Annotated in this window: 13 protein-coding genes; 5 read left to right on the top strand and 8 right to left on the bottom strand. The window is 69.9% G+C overall.

Features of this window, described 5'->3' with window-relative positions; all coding sequences use genetic code 11:
* Window positions 1-133: 133 nt before the first annotated feature.
* Window positions 134-568: an Hsp20/alpha crystallin family protein gene (locus tag O3I_RS19550; RefSeq protein ID WP_041562719.1), complete on the bottom strand. Its 435-nt coding sequence runs from the start codon at window positions 566-568 to the stop codon at window positions 134-136.
* A 131-nt stretch (window positions 569-699) separates the two neighbouring features.
* On the opposite strand from O3I_RS19550, the gene O3I_RS19545 reads away from it, so the two are divergent.
* Window positions 700-1,053, top strand: a complete 354-nt coding sequence (locus tag O3I_RS19545; RefSeq protein WP_041562718.1) for a MerR family transcriptional regulator — start codon at window positions 700-702, stop codon at window positions 1,051-1,053.
* A 120-nt stretch (window positions 1,054-1,173) separates the two neighbouring features.
* On the opposite strand, the gene O3I_RS19540 is transcribed toward O3I_RS19545, so the two are convergent.
* The 4 genes from O3I_RS19540 to O3I_RS19525 all read right to left on the bottom strand — a co-directional run bounded on the left by O3I_RS19540 (window position 1,174) and on the right by O3I_RS19525 (window position 5,844).
* Window positions 1,174-2,400, bottom strand: coding sequence for a DUF2201 family putative metallopeptidase (locus tag O3I_RS19540; protein ID WP_014984689.1), 1,227 nt, complete (start codon window positions 2,398-2,400; stop codon window positions 1,174-1,176).
* The gene (locus tag O3I_RS19535) at window positions 2,397-3,602 is read right to left on the bottom strand and encodes an AAA family ATPase (protein WP_014984688.1); all 1,206 of its coding nucleotides are present in this window, start codon (window positions 3,600-3,602) and stop codon (window positions 2,397-2,399) included. The genes O3I_RS19540 and O3I_RS19535 overlap by 4 nt, the downstream gene beginning before the upstream one ends.
* Window positions 3,603-3,650: 48 nt before the next feature.
* Window positions 3,651-5,033 (bottom strand): hypothetical protein, encoded by a 1,383-nt coding sequence (locus O3I_RS19530; protein WP_041562717.1) that lies wholly within the window; start codon window positions 5,031-5,033, stop codon window positions 3,651-3,653.
* A gap of 169 nt (window positions 5,034-5,202) precedes the next feature.
* Complete coding sequence (locus tag O3I_RS19525; RefSeq protein WP_014984686.1) at window positions 5,203-5,844, bottom strand: TetR/AcrR family transcriptional regulator; 642 nt, start codon at window positions 5,842-5,844, stop codon at window positions 5,203-5,205.
* 108 nt (window positions 5,845-5,952) lie between these two features.
* Between O3I_RS19525 and O3I_RS19520 the strand changes: the two genes are divergently transcribed.
* From O3I_RS19520 to O3I_RS19505, 4 genes are all read left to right on the top strand, one after another.
* Window positions 5,953-6,999 carry a medium chain dehydrogenase/reductase family protein gene (locus O3I_RS19520; RefSeq protein WP_014984685.1) on the top strand — a complete coding sequence of 349 codons (1,047 nt, stop codon included), beginning with the start codon at window positions 5,953-5,955 and terminating at the stop codon, window positions 6,997-6,999.
* A gap of 63 nt (window positions 7,000-7,062) precedes the next feature.
* A complete protein-coding gene (locus O3I_RS19515; RefSeq protein WP_014984684.1) occupies window positions 7,063-7,665 on the top strand; it encodes a hypothetical protein in 603 nt (200 codons plus the stop codon).
* A 231-nt stretch (window positions 7,666-7,896) separates the two neighbouring features.
* On the top strand, window positions 7,897-8,793 hold the full coding sequence (locus tag O3I_RS19510) for an NAD(P)H-binding protein (protein WP_014984683.1): 897 nt from the start codon (window positions 7,897-7,899) through the stop codon (window positions 8,791-8,793).
* A complete protein-coding gene (locus tag O3I_RS19505) occupies window positions 8,790-9,395 on the top strand; it encodes a CPBP family intramembrane glutamic endopeptidase (RefSeq protein ID WP_014984682.1) in 606 nt (201 codons plus the stop codon). Before O3I_RS19510 ends, O3I_RS19505 begins: the two co-directional genes overlap by 4 nt.
* 48 nt (window positions 9,396-9,443) lie before the next feature.
* Here the strand turns inward: O3I_RS19505 and O3I_RS19500 are convergent, their stop codons facing one another.
* The 3 genes from O3I_RS19500 to asnB all read right to left on the bottom strand — a co-directional run bounded on the left by O3I_RS19500 (window position 9,444) and on the right by asnB (window position 14,355).
* On the bottom strand, window positions 9,444-10,820 hold the full coding sequence (locus O3I_RS19500) for a cytochrome P450 (protein ID WP_014984681.1): 1,377 nt from the start codon (window positions 10,818-10,820) through the stop codon (window positions 9,444-9,446).
* 116 nt (window positions 10,821-10,936) lie between these two features.
* Window positions 10,937-12,334, bottom strand: coding sequence for a pyridoxal phosphate-dependent decarboxylase family protein (locus O3I_RS19495; protein WP_014984680.1), 1,398 nt, complete (start codon window positions 12,332-12,334; stop codon window positions 10,937-10,939).
* A gap of 23 nt (window positions 12,335-12,357) precedes the next feature.
* The gene (gene asnB, locus O3I_RS19490) at window positions 12,358-14,355 is read right to left on the bottom strand and encodes an asparagine synthase (glutamine-hydrolyzing) (RefSeq protein WP_167829156.1); all 1,998 of its coding nucleotides are present in this window, start codon (window positions 14,353-14,355) and stop codon (window positions 12,358-12,360) included.
* Between the last annotated feature and the right edge of the window lie 18 nt (window positions 14,356-14,373).

Below are 14,373 nucleotides of genomic sequence, written 5' to 3'. Positions count from 1 at the left end.
GCCGGCGCGGTGCCACCGCACAACTCGGCAGTGCGCATGGTCATGAGAAACCTCCTCGCACAGATGTTCTGACTATCGTCGGGCGGGCCCGGGCTACCGGGCCCGTCCGGGGGAAAGGTGTTGGGCCGGACGGTCAGGCGTCGATCGCCTGCCGCCGTTCGCCGTGTTCGATTTCGATCTTGCGCGGCTTGGCTTTCTCCGCGACCGGAATCGCCAGACGCAGTACACCATCGGTGTAATCGGCCCGGATGTGCTCGGTATCGAGACCTTCGCCGAGGAACAGCTGGCGGCTGAACACGCCGCGCGGACGTTCGGCGGCGATCATCGAACGCCCCGAATCCAGTTCCTGCCGAGCCGCTTTCACGGTCACCACATTGCGTTCGATGTCCAGATCCAGCGATTTCGGATCGATCCCCGGCAGGTCGAACTCCACCAGGAATTCGTCACCGTCGCGCCAGGCGTCCATCGGCATCACCGCGGGTCGCGCCGCTGTGCCGAACACCTGCTGCGTGAATCGGTCCAGATCACGGAACGGATCGGTACGCATCAGCATGGTCGCCACCTCCAACACACTCCATTCTTCTTCATCGGTTCAGATAACCTCTGTCATCTGACATAGATTTGTTTTAGCACTCTCGACAGATGAGTGCAAGTGGTTAGAATAGAAAACCTCGAGAGCACCAAGAGATCAGGAGCGCGATGCCGCAGGAGCCCCAGCAAGAATTTCACCTACCCCCGTCTGGCCAGGCCGTATACGGGATCTCGGTGGCCGCCGACCTGGCCGGGATCGGGGTGCAGACCCTGCGGCTCTACGAACGCCACGGTCTGCTGACACCCGCCCGCAGCGAGGGCGGCACCCGCCGCTACAGCGGTGACGACATCGCCCGCCTGCGGCGGATCACCACCCTCGCCGCCGCGGGCGTGAATCTGGCGGGCATCGGCCGCATCCTCGACCTGGAAGACGCCAACGCCACCCTGCACACCGACAACGACCGTCTCCGCGACGACAACACCGCGCTGCGCGAGTCGGGCCGGCACGACGCCGCCGGTTAGCCATCCGACGGGTGGCACCCCGTCACTCGGCCGAATCGACCGGGCCCACAACGCACATCGCGACAGGCAGCCCGCAAGCGGGCGCCAACCTGGCCATGGTCGACGGCGCCGTCCGTTGATTCAGCCGATCTCGACCACGCGGGCCCAGTCCGGCGGGGTGTCCGGAACGTAGTCGGCATCGTGTTCGAGGTAGGACCCGCCGTAGCCGCGACGGAACAGTCCGACGACCGTTCGGCACGGCGGACGGCTTGCGGGCCAAGGGGTTTGACCGTCGGTGAGGACCACGACGACATCGGGGCGCGGCCTGCTGCGCAGGGCGGCGGTGAAGCCGGTGCGCAGGTCGGTGCCGCCGCCGCCGAGCAGCGGGATCTGCTCGGCGGCGCAGAGCGGATGCACGATGGTGGCCGCGGCATCGCAGGGCAGCACGCTGACCAGGTCGCGCCGGCCGCCCAAGGCCCGGCCGATGGCGGCGACTTCGAGCAGCGCACTGCCCAATTCGGTGTCGCTGACCGAAGCCGACGTGTCGATGGGCACCGCGACTCGCGGTGGGGTACGACGCAGACTCGGCAGCACGATGCCGGGCAGCGCGGCGGCACGTCGCGCGGGTCGTCCGTAGGTGTAGTCCTCGCCGACGCCCGGCGCACGGACCGCACTCCGCACCGCCGCGCCCAGCAGATCGCGCCAGGGCTGTGGCGGATGCAGTGCCTCCTCGGCCCAGCGCCGCCATGCTCCGGACGCGTTGCCCGGCCGCCCGATGATGCCCTGGGCCACCTTGAATCGGATTGCGTCCCTTTCTTGTTCGCTCAACCCGTCCGCACCGTCGGGTCCGAGGTCCCACTCGCGCTCCGCGCCGTCGGCGCCGCTGCCGCAGTCGAGCCAAGCCATGCCGTCGGTGTACGGCCCGAGCCGGAACTTGCCCAGGTAGTCCTCCATGAGTTCACCGGCGGGCAGTTCCAAAGTCGCGGGCAGTACCGCACCCGCGGGCTGGATCAGACCGTCGCCGAACGCGTCGTCGTTGATCTCGCAGTCCGCGGCGATGTTCATCCGCAACCGTTCGCCCGGCCCGGTGAGGTCGTGCAGCCGGGCGTATCGGTCACTGCGCCCGTGGTGGTCGCGCAGCAGATGTGACACCTCGTGCACCCACACGGCCGCCAGTTCCGCGGTGTCGGTCTGGTCCACGAAGCGTGGTGAAACGTAGCATCGCCAATATCGGTCGACCGCCATCGTCTGCACCCCAGCGCTTTCCACGACGTGCAGCGCGAACAAGGCGGTGGCGAGGTAGGGCCGCGCCCGCGCGGCATGCAGTCGTGCGGCGAAGAGCTTCTCCCGGTCCAACGGCGCGGTCATCGCCCCGCCGCCGCGGCATGATCGGCGCCCTGCGACACCGCGACCACTCCGGCGAGCTCCTCGATCGCCGCCGGCACCGCCCAGTCACCCTGTCGCAGCGTGGCCAGCGTGGTCGCAGGCACGACGACGAGATCGGGCGCACCGGTCTCCAAGGCGCGCACCAGGATCGCCCACGCGGCAGCCCAGCGCGCCTGCTCGGGGCGCTTGCGCACCGCCGCCACCACCCCGTCGAGCACCGCCTGCCGCAGGTCGCCACGTTCGGGCAGCACCGCACCCGCCGGGTCGGCGAGCAGCGTTTCCGGGTCCGGCAGGTCCATCCGGTCCAGACTCGCCAGCAATTCGAAGCCCGGTCCGTCGCCGACGGTGCCGCGCACGAGCTGGGAGAGCACGTCGCGGGAGGAACCCGCCGCGGTGGCAAAGGCGATGAGCCGCAACGTCATCTCCCAACTGCGCGGCGACGGCCACGGACCGCCCCGGCGCGTCTCGCTGCTGGGAAGTTGATGTACGAGGGCGGGTCGCGCCGCCAGCAGCACGCACACCGCGCGCCGGGCGAAAGCGACGGCCTCGCTCAGCCGCTCAGGCGCCAGTCTGGGCAACACCGCGTGCGGCCAGACGCCCCCCAGACCGCGCACGACGACGTCGTGGTCGTGCGTCCATTGCAGGTGCACGAACCGATTCGCCAGTGGCGGACCGAGTTCCCAGCCGTCGGCCGCGGAGGAACGCGGATTCGCCGCCGCGACGATCCGCACGCCGGGCGGCAACTGCAAGGCGCCGATGCGCCGCTCCAGCACCAACCGGAGCAACGCGGCCTGTACCGCCGGTGGCGCAGTGGACAATTCGTCCAGGAACAGCAGCCCGCGCCCGGCCCGCACCAGCCGCACGGCCCAGTCCGGCGGCGCCAGCGGGACGCCGTGCGCCGCGGGGTCGGCGCCGATGACGGGCAGACCCGAAAAGTCCGACGGCTCGTGCACACTCGCGATCACCGTGGTCAGCGGGAGGTCCAGATCGGTCGCGAGCTGGGTCAGCGCCGCGGTCTTGCCGATCCCGGGCTCGCCCCAGAGCAGCACCGGCAGATCGGCGGCCACCGCCAAAGCCAGTGCCTCCAGCTGATTGTCGGCGCGCGGTTCGGTGGTCGCTTCGCGTAGCAAAGTCAGCAGGTCCTCGGCGACGTCGAGTTGTGCGAGTGGACGGGTAGCAAGCATGGGTGATCACCTCGGGGAATCGGTGTGGTCGGAGGGAAAGTCGTTGAATCAGTGCAGAGTTGCGTTGCGCGGATGCGCACGACGGTCGCGACGCCGGTCCCGCCCGGTGGGGACACGCGCCGAAACGGCCTCGGACAAGCCGGACCTGAAGAGCCCGTAGGTGATCCGCCGCCGCGCGGCGGCTTCGAGTTCGTCCCGCAGTGCGCCGTCGCGCAGCAGCGCACCGGGACCGAGCAGTCCCTCGACCAAGGCCAGCGCGCCCGCGATATCGCCGTGGTGCAATCGTTCCCGGATGCCCGCCAGGCAGTCCGGTGCACGGTGTGCCACATCGATGGCCTGCAAGCACGGCAACGGCGTCCCCGACAGCGCGGCCAGCAGTTCCTCCCGCCGGAGTTCCATCGGGTCGTGGTCGAGCGCGGACAGGACACCGTCGACGAAACCGATGCGGTGCTGTTCGCCGCGGCAGGTCACCAGGCGCGGTCCGGCCACCGCGTAGGTCTGCTGCACCACAGCGGAGCCACCGGGTGCCAGTGCCGCCGCGACCAGCGGGTGCAGCCGATCGGACGTGATCGCACCGGCACTTAGCAGGGTCAGGTCGGGCAGCGTCCAGGTCGCGGCGTCTGGCAGCACCGGTAACGCGGTGACGCCGCCCGCCGGATAGCCCGGCGCGAGCCGCACGGTGGGCGGTCCCCCGCCGTCGACCCGCAGCACCAGTCGTCGCCGACCCCCGAGCCGTACGACGAACGCACTGCCGCAACACTTCTCGGCGTCCAGTAGCAGCCGCGCTTCGACCGCCCAGGTCTCGGCCGCACACCCGCCGGACGGGGGCAAGAGCACGAGGAGTTCGGGATCGGGACCGGCAGGTGGTTCCCCGGCCCCGCACCGTGCCCGCAACTCGTCGGTGCGCCGCGCGTCCCAGAGGTGGCGGTGCAGATCCAGGCGATACCGGCGGTCCGGCCGAGGATGCGGATGCGGTTGTGCCGCCGCCGTTTTCGCAGAACCGTCGGATAGCGCCAGGCTGATCCGCTGGCCCGCGTCCGCCCAGGCGGGCGCGGTGCGCACCACGAGTTCGAGGCCCGGCGGGCTGCCGCGTTCGTGCCCTGCGTGCGGGTAGCGCGCGAGGGTGCTGGTCAACCCGGGTCGCAGCAGCCCATCCGGCGCGATCCGCGGTAGGTGCCAGCGCAGCAGGTCCGGCGCCAGATATCGCAGGTCGGACCGGATCCGCGCGGCGAGTTCGCGCCCGCGGGTCCGCGCTGTCGAGCGCAGGTCGAGATCGATATCGAAGCCTGCCGCAGCGCATGCGCCGGCCCAATCACCCCGCAGGCGACGGGCGGTGGCAGTCTCGATCATTCCTGGCGGCACGGCGAATTCACGTACGCGCGACCAGAAGGAGAGGCGGGAAAGGTCCCCATTCGCAGTGTCGGTGGGCATCAGCGCTCACCGTGCACGAATGGAACCCCCAATCTTTCGACAGAATGAGTAGTCATCTCGCAGAGCATATCCCCCAGCGTCCACACCGGCCACCCGAGGGGCCGGTAGCGGCCCTGCCGCTCCCCGAACCCGTTACATCGCAATGCGTTTCACCTCGACCGAGGCACACTCACGGAGCGGTCAGATGCGCGAGCGTGCTGACGAGACGTTCGACGATCCCGGCGGGCCAGGGGAAAGACGGCGCGACCGCACGCTGATGTGCGAGGCCGTGCAGCCCGAGCCACAGCGCCACCGCGTCCACCGCCGGGTCCGCGCTCCGAGCCTGGCCCGCGGCAACACAATCGGTGAGGGCCGCCGCCAGCAATCGCAGGCTCGACTGCCCCAGGACTGCCATTTCACCCTCGGAGACGGCGCCGTCGTCGCGGTCGGGCACCCAGCCACCGCCGAACATGATGCGGTAGCGCCCCGGACGAGCACGGGCGAACTCCAGATAGCCGAAACACACTGCGGCCAAACGATCCCGGGGCGAGTCCCCCGCGGCCCGCACTGCCGCCCGCAACTGGGCGTCCAACTGCGCGAAGGCGTCGCGCACGACCGCGGGCATGATCGCCGATTGGTGCGGGAAATGCCGATAGATCGAGGGCGCCGCGATCCCGGCCCGCCGCGCCACCGACCGCAGGGTCAGCGCACTGCCGTCGCCCGTTTCGTCGAGCAGCGCGACGGCCGCCGCGACGATCTCGTCCCGCAGCCGCGCGCCCTCGCCGCGCGGGTTGCGCACGCGGATGTGCGTCGCCCTGTTGGCCTCGTTCATGACCAAAACCTTACAGACAAAAACTTACAGCTGTTAACCCTTGCGCAACCTCACCTAACAGCCGTAGCCTTACATCCGTTAGCTCAACCGGATCGGATCGGACACACCATGAACAACAGCACCGCCACCATCACGGCGATCGTCCTGCCGGACAGGGTCGAGCCCGACGGCCTGCAGGTCACCACCCGCGACCTGCCGACACCCGCCGCCGGTCAGGTCGTCCTGGGCATGGAGGCGACCGGCGTCTCGTTCGCCGAACAGCAGATGCGCCGCGGCAAGTACTTCGACCAACCGTCGTTCCCCTTCGTGCCGGGCTACGACGTGGTCGGCACGGTCACCGCGACCGGACCGGGCGTCGACACCGGATTGATCGGCTGCCGCTTCGCCGCCGTCACCAAGGTCGGCGCCTGGTCCAGCGCCCTCGTGCTGGACGCCGCGGATCTGGTCCCCGTGCCGGACGGGGTGACCCCGGCCGCCGCCGAGACGGTGGTCGTCAACGGACTGACGGCCTGGCAACTGTTGCACCGGACGGCCCGGGTCCGCACCGGCGCAACGATTGTCGTGCTCGGCGCGAACGGCGGTGTCGGCTCCACGCTCGTGCAGCTGGCCCGGCAGGCCGGGATCACCGTGATCGGCACCGCCGCCCCGCGCCACCACGCCGCGCTGCGCGAGCAAGGCGTGACTCCGGTCGACTACCGCGACCCGGACATGTACGCCCGGATCCGGGAGGTCGCGCCGGACGGCGTCGACGCGGTGTTCGATCACGTCGGCGGGGCCACCGTGGTCGATTCGTGGCGGCTGCTGCGCCGCGGCGGCACGCTCGTCTCCTACGGCACCGCGGCGACGAAGAACGCGGACGGCAACCCGAAACTGCCCGTGCTGAAACTGTTTCCGCGACTGCTGCTGTGGAACCTGTTGCCCAACGGCAAGAGCGCGCGCTTCTACAACCTCTGGGCGGGTCAGCGCCGCCTCGACATCTTCCGCAGGCAACTGCGCGAGGACCTCACCCAGGTGTTCCGCCTGCTGGCCGAGGGCGCGCTGACCCCGCAGATCGCCGCGGAGTTCCCGCTTTCCGAGGCGGCCGCGGCCCTGACCCTCGCCGAATCACACACCGTCGCAGGCAAAGTCGTCATCGTGCCGGACGCGCACCGCTGACGCCGCAGACCATCGCACCGCTCTCGTACCCCCACCCACACCGTTATCTCGGAGGCTCCTGTCATGACCACCGCACAACTCGCCGCCCCGCTCGCCCCCGCGCCCGTGCGCTCCCGCAGCGGCGACGTCGACAATCGTTCCACCTACGTCAGTTTCGGACTCGCCTACATCCTGGGACACGGTGCCGCCGCGCTGTCCCGGGGCGCCGATCCGCTGCTGGCACTGCCCGCATGGCTGCCGCTCGCACTGTTGGGCATGGGTTTCGCGGTCGGCACGGTCAGCGCCACCCGTGCCGCGCTGCGCGCTCAGCGTGGCGCCGCCGAACCCGACGTGCGGACCGGACAACTCCTCGGACTGTCCTGGGCGGTGGGCTTCGGGGCCCTGTTCGTGGCCATCACCGGACTCACCGCCACCGCGGGCCTGCCCGAGCTGCAGTCGGTCCTGTGGCCGGCCGGTTCCGGACTCGTCGTCGGCCTGCTGTACCTCGGTGAGGGCGCCGCACGCCGCAACGTCCTGCACTACGGCCTCGGTGCCTGGCTCGCCCTGGTCTCGACCGCCGCGCTCTTCGTCGGCATGCCCGGCTTCTTCGCCATCCTCGCGATCGCCGGCGGCGGCGGTTACGCGGTGGCCACCGCACTCGAGTACCGCCGCCTCGCCCTGCACTGAACAACGAAACCCGCTCGCCCGCTACCGAATACGATCGGTGGCGGGCGTTGTCGTGCTGGTCGTCCGGCGACGAAGGTCCTCGACATGGCCACCGCCGGCGGGTCCGGCACCTCGGCAGGGGCGCGCCCCGGTCGGCTGCGGGTCGACCAGCGGGCGTCGCGGGCTCGAGTAGCCTGGCGGAGAAAGGCTCACCACCCCGGCACCACCCACCGCGACGGAGAGGATGCGCCCATGACCGTGCTCGTCGCCGGATCGACCGGCTTCGTCGGGCAGCGACTGTGCCCGGAACTGGCGGCGACCGGACGGCCGGTCCGCGCCATGACCCGGCACCCGGAGTCCTATCGCGGCAGCGGCACACCGATCGGCGCCGATGTCGGCGACCCCGATTCGCTGCGCGCGGCGCTGCGCGACTGCGACGCCGCGTACTACCTGGTCCACTCGCTGGCCGAAGCGGACTTCCGACGCCGCGATGCCGCGGCCGCACGCAACTTCGGCCGTGCCGCGGCCGACGCCGGGGTGCGCCGGATCATCTATCTCGGCGGCCTCGGCGACGATACCGACGACCTGTCCGCGCACCTGCGCAGCCGCCGGGAGGTCGAGGGACTGCTCGGCGCCGCGGGCGTGCCGGTGACCACGCTGCGCGCGGGAATCATTGTCGGACACGGCGGCATCTCCTGGGAGATCACCCGGCAGCTGGTCGAACACCTGCCCGCGATGGTCACGCCGCGCTGGGTACGCACCCGAACGCAGCCGATCGCCGTCGACGACGTGGTGCGCTACCTGGTCGGGGTGTTGGACAACCCCGAAACCACCGGACGCACCTTCGAGATCGGCGGCCCCGACGTCCTCGAATATCTCGACATGCTCCGCCGGGTCGCCGAGATCGAAGGCCGCCCGCTGCTCGTGCTGCCGGTGCCGCTGCTCTCGCCGCGGATGTCCTCGCTGTGGCTGTCACTGGTGACCGATGTCGACACCACCACCGGTCGCGCCCTGGTCGACTCGATGACCAACGAGGTGGTGGTGCGGGACAACAGCATTCGCGAACTGGTGCCGTTCGACCCACTCGACTACGACGCCGCCGTCCTGCGTGCGCTCGGGGAACGCGCGAAAGCGGCACGCGCCGCATGAGTTCCGCCGGTCTGCTCGCACGCCGCCGCCGGGTGGCGGTCGTCGCCCTCGCGGGCACCGGCCTGCTCGGCGCCTCGTTCGCCGCCGAGCCCGATTCCGCGCGGTTCTACCGGCTCACCCTCGCCACCGCGGCGACCTGGACGCTGGGCGGTCGCACCCCACCCGACGGCGAGCGGCCCGCGCCCGTGCTCGCCCCCATCGCGCTCGGTGCGGCCACGTTCGCCGTCTTCTACGGCTGCGGATTGATCGCCCGGCGAATCCCCTTCCTGCGCAAGGCGATCACCGGCGTGCTGCGCTACGCCGAACGGGGACCCACCCCGCGGGTGCTGCTGATCACACTGGCCAACGGCGCCGCCGAGGAGATCTTCTTCCGCGGTGCCGTCTACGCCGTGGCGGGACGACATCCGGTCCTCGCCTCCACCGGCGTCTACGCCTGCACCACCGCCGCCACCCGCAATCCGGCCCTGGTGCTGGCCTCGGTCCTCATGGGCACGCTGTTCGGTCTGCAACGCCGCGCCACCGGCGGCGTCCAGGCACCGATGCTCACCCACCTCACGTGGTCCACCCTCATGGTCCAGTATCTACCGCGCCTGTTCCGCTGACGCCTCGTATTCTGCGAATCAGCCACTGACACAGTGGTTCTCAAACCCTCAGACCAGTTGCCCCGGTTCCTCGGCCCGCGCGCTGCGCGGCGTGCGGGCGGTGGCCCGCATCCGCAGTCGCCGCGGTTCGGGCACCACGGCGAGCGTCGGCCGGATATCGGTACCGCGCAGGCTGCGCAACCGCCAGCGGGTGGCGATGGTGGCCAGTGCCAGGGTGGCCTCGGTCAGCGCGTACCGGTCCCCGATGCATTTGCGCGCGCCCGCCGCGAAGGCCAGCTGCGCGTCGCGCGGCGGCTCGGGCCGAGCCGGGTCGAAACGGTCGGGATCGAAACGTTCCGGGTCGGGATAGAGGTCGGGGCGGTGCTGGATCAGGTACGAACTGAAGATCACCGTGCTGCCCGCGGGCAGCGGGTGACCGCCGAGCTCGGTGTCCTCGGTCACCGTGCGGGTCGACAACCAGGCCGGCGGACGCAAGCGCAGGGTTTCGGCGATGACCTGACCGGTGAACGGCAGGCGCGGCAGATCCCCGTGCCGCGCGGCGGCCCCCGCCAGGACGGCATCGACCTCGGCGTGCAGCCGGGCGGCGACCTCCGGATGCCGGTCGAGCTGGATCAACGCCCACGCCAGCGCCGTCGCGGTGGTGTCGGTGCCCGCGAAGAAGAAGGTGAGCACCTGATCGACGATCTCGCCGTCGCTCAACTGCCCGCCGTCGTTGTCGCGGGCCATGACCAGGGCCGAGCAGAGATCGCCGTGGTCGACGCCCTCGGCGCGCCGGGCGGCGACCAGCTCACCGAGGATGGCGCGCGCCTCCTCGGCAGCCCGCAGGCAGGCGCGGTTGCCCAGGACCGGCCAGCGGCGCACCCATTCCGGCATCATCGCCTGCCGGATCACGCCGGCGAAGACCACCTCCACATCGCGCAACAGCCGCTGCTGGTCGGATTCCGGCATCGCCTGCCCGAACAGCGTCGCCGCGGTCACCTTGGCCGCGAGGGTGTGCAGTTGCGCTTTGACGTCGATCACCTCGCCGTCGCGCCAGGAATCGACCATCTCGGTGATCTGGTAGGTCATCATCGGCGCGTACCCGGTGATCCGATCGGCGTGGAAGGCGGGCTGCAACAGCCGCCGTTGCCGCCGGTGCATCGCGTACGGACAGGTGGCCAGGCCGTGGCCGACCAGTTCCCGGCCGCGGTCGAACTGCGGGCCGCCCTTGTCGAAGATGCGGTCCTGCCGCAGCATCTGCTGGGTCAGGTCGGGGTCGCAGACCACCACGGCGGTGACCGGCCCGAGACCGATCCGGACCAGGTCACCGTGCGCGGGCAGCGACGCCATGAAGCCCAGCGGATCCCGCAGCAGCGACAGCAGGTGCCCCAGCACCGGCAACCGATGCGGCGCCGTCGCGACCACGGCCGCGCCCTGCTCACCCATGACGTGTCTCCCTCCCGTACGAGAACGACCTGTCTACAGTGTCCGCCAACCCGGCGGCGGGCACAGCCACTTCGGCCAGACCGGGAGCACGAGATGCCATGTCCCACAGCGGAACATCACACGGCGGCGACCTTCGTGATCACCTCCAGGAGCTGGTGCAGCGTCTCTCGGTCGGTGGTCGGCGACATGAGCGACGCCCGCAGGTACGGGCGACCGCCCAGCCGGAAGGACGACAGGTAGAACCGGCCGTCCTGGATCAGCCGCGCCCGCAGTTCGAGCTGCCGGTCGCCGCACGGTTCGTAGCGGAAGCAGAGGATGTTGCTCTGCGGCTGATACGGCGCGGTGAAATCGGGACGTTCCTGGATGAGCTCCCACAGCTCGGTGGCCAGACCGTACTGCCGCTCGACATAGGAGCGCAACGATGCTTCGCCGCGATAGGCGAGGGTCAGCAAGACCTTCAGACCGAGCGGTGCCTTGGATGTCTCGAAGGTGTACTGGCCGGGATCGACGTCTTCGGCTTCGGGCCGGTACAGGTAGCTCGCATCCTGCTTGAACATCGTGTCGAGATAACGCTTTTCGCGGAACAGCACACCCGTGCAGAGAGCCGAGGTGCGCAGCATCTTGTGCCCGTCCCATACCGTGGAGTCCGCGCGTTCGAGGCCGGCGAGCAGACCGCGCAGCCGCGGCGAGAGCAGCGCGGCCGCACCGTGCGCGCCGTCCATGTGCAGCCACAGTCCGTTGGCGTCGCAGAACTGTGCCACCTCGGCGATCGGGTCGTACAGGCCCGTCCCGGTGGCACAGCCGTTGGCCACCACGGCGACCGGCCGCAGGCCCTGGGCCCGCACGTCGGCCAGCGCAGGGGCCAGCCCCGCCGGATCGATGCGGCCGAGCGCGTCGGTGCGCAGCGGGTAGACGCCGTTCACCCCTAACCCCATGACGGCAGCCGCTTTTCGCACCGAGTAGTGACTCGTGGCGGGCGCCAGGATGACCAGATCGCCCGGCGTTCCCCGCTGCCACGCGGTCGTATCGGCGTGCGAGCGCGCCGCGAGCAGCGCGGTCAGATTGCCCAGCGTGCCGCCGTTGGTGATGGCGCCGAGGCCGGTCTCGCCCCAGCCGACGTGGTCGAGCATCCAGCGGCACACCGCCCGGTCCACCGCCGCGGCGGCCGGTGCCAGCTCGTAGACCAGGGGAATGTTGTTGGTCACCGCTTGCAGCAGGTCGGCGACCACACCGGGGGTATCCGAGGGCGCGATCTGATGGCCCATGTATCCCGGATGGTGATGGCTGGCCGAGATATCGCTGTAGGTGGTGACGAAGGAGAGCAGTTCGGGCAGGGTCATGCCCCCTTCCTCCACCCACCGGCGCAGCTCCAGCCGCTTGGACACCGTATCGATATCGGCCGCCGAGACGACCTCACCCGAACCGGCCCGGACGGATTCGACATGCGCGACAAGGGCTTCCAGGACCGCCGTCCCGACCTCTCGCACATCGTCGACCAGGTCGACGTGGGACATGATGGATCCTCTCTTGGCTGGCGTCAGCGCGCGGCCGTGCCCACCGGGTCGTGGTCCCCGTCGATGTCGCGCATCATGATGCGGTCGATGTCGACCTCGGGCACCTGGAAGTCGTGGATCAGGAACTCCTCCATCAGCAGCACGCTGAGCAGGTGCACATAGGCGTCGCCGAACGGATACGGCACCCGGGGCGACCGCGATCCGGTCACCCGGTCGACGAGCCGGTCCACCGCCTCGGGCACCAGGAACCCGACCCGCTTGATCGTGGACGGGCTCAGCACCGCGGCGACCCAGTCGTCGCCGTCGGGCAGCAGCGCCTCGGCGCCGGGCAGTCGCATCCCGAACTTCGGCCGGTTGACGATGCCGTGCGGCAGCCGATCGGAATAGGCCTCGCGCAGAATATGTTTCGCCCGCGCGCCGTTCAGCTTCCAGTCGACCGGCAACGCTGCCGCGTACTGCACTACGTGCGAGTCCATGAACGGGTAGCGGCCTTCGACGCCGTAACCCGTGCCGGCTCGGTCACCCAGGCACGTCATCCCGTAGCCGATCAGGAACGTGTGCATGTCGACGAGCATCGATCGGTCGATCGCGGGCCGCCGGTCGAAATCGGGGAACTCGGTCCGCAACCGGCGCAGCAGCACCGCGTGGTCGTCGTAGACGTCGCCGGTCGCGGCGATGAGCTGGTCGACCGGCTCGGTTTCGAAGCGCCGCAGGTGGGCGCCGAGGGTGAAGTCACGGTCCGCGCGGTCGGCGTAGAAGCGCAGGATCGCGGCGGCATTGGTGGCATCGCTGTAGCGCATATCGTTCAGCGCCAGCTCCAGTTCCTCCGCCGCGCCCGCGAAAGACCCACCGCGCAAACACCGTTCGAGGATCGTCGCCTCTTTGGCCACGTCGTAGCCGGCGAACAGTTCGTCGGCGCCCTCGCCGCCGAGGATGATGCGCACCCCGGCCAGCCCCACGTGCTCGGCCATCACGCCGTAGGCCACCGGCGCGGTGAAATGCAACGGTTGCTCGCACTGCCGCACGACATGCGGGAACCGTTCCCGGACCTGCGCACGCGATACCGGTATCCGGGTGTGCCTGCTGCCCAGCCGGTCCACCATGGCCTGCTGGTACGGCGACTCGTCCACCGGACTGTCCGCTGCGTCGATGGAGAACGTGGTGAGCGGCTCCCCGATCAGCTCGCTCATCACCGAGGAGATGACGGCCGAGTCGATGCCGCCGCTGATGTAGGTGCCCAGCGGATAGTCGCCGCGCAGCCGCAGCCGCACCGAGTCCCGGATCACCTCCCGCAGCCCGCTCTTGGCCTCCTCGAAGGACTTCGGCGGCGCGACGGCATCCTGGCGCGCGATGCCGTGGTAATACTTCGACAGCTCCGCCTGCCCGTCCCGGACGGTGAGGATGTGTCCCGGCGGGATCGCGTCGATGCCGGTGAAGCAGGTCTCCCCCGGGACCGGGCTCCAATACCGCATCGCGCGCCGCACCTTGTCCGCGGCCAGCTCGCGCGGCACCCGCGGAAACGCGAACAGTCCCTTGATCTCGGACGCGAAATAGAGCGTGCCGTCTTGCTCGGTGTAGAACATCGGCCGCTCACCGAAGCGGTCCCGGCCCAGGATCAGGGTCCGTTCCCACTTGTCGTAGAACACGAAACCGTATTGGCCGTTCAATCGGGACAGCGCGTCGAGGCCCCAGTAGGCGAAGGAATGCAGCAGCACCTCGGTATCGGAGTTCGTCCGGAAACGAACGCCGTAGCCCTCCAGTTCGCTGCGCAGTTCGAGATAGTTGAACACCTCGCCGTTGAATCCGGCGATGTACCGCTGATCCGGCGTGACCATGGGTTGCTGGCCGAGCCTCGGGTCGATGACCGAGAGCCGGACGGTGCCGAGGGTGAAATCGGCGCTGTCGTAGAGGCCTACTTCGTCCGGACCGCGATGCGCGATCGCCCGGATCCCGCGACGCACCAGGTCCAGCCGCTGGTCTTTCCGTAATCCGCTGTCGATGAATCCGACCACACCACACACGGGTATCTCCTACTTCCT

Source organism: Nocardia brasiliensis ATCC 700358, assembly GCF_000250675.2.
Taxonomy (GTDB): domain Bacteria; phylum Actinomycetota; class Actinomycetes; order Mycobacteriales; family Mycobacteriaceae; genus Nocardia; species Nocardia brasiliensis_B.
Note: the sequence above shows the minus strand (reverse complement) of the source record. Positions and strands in the feature narration are given on the sequence as shown.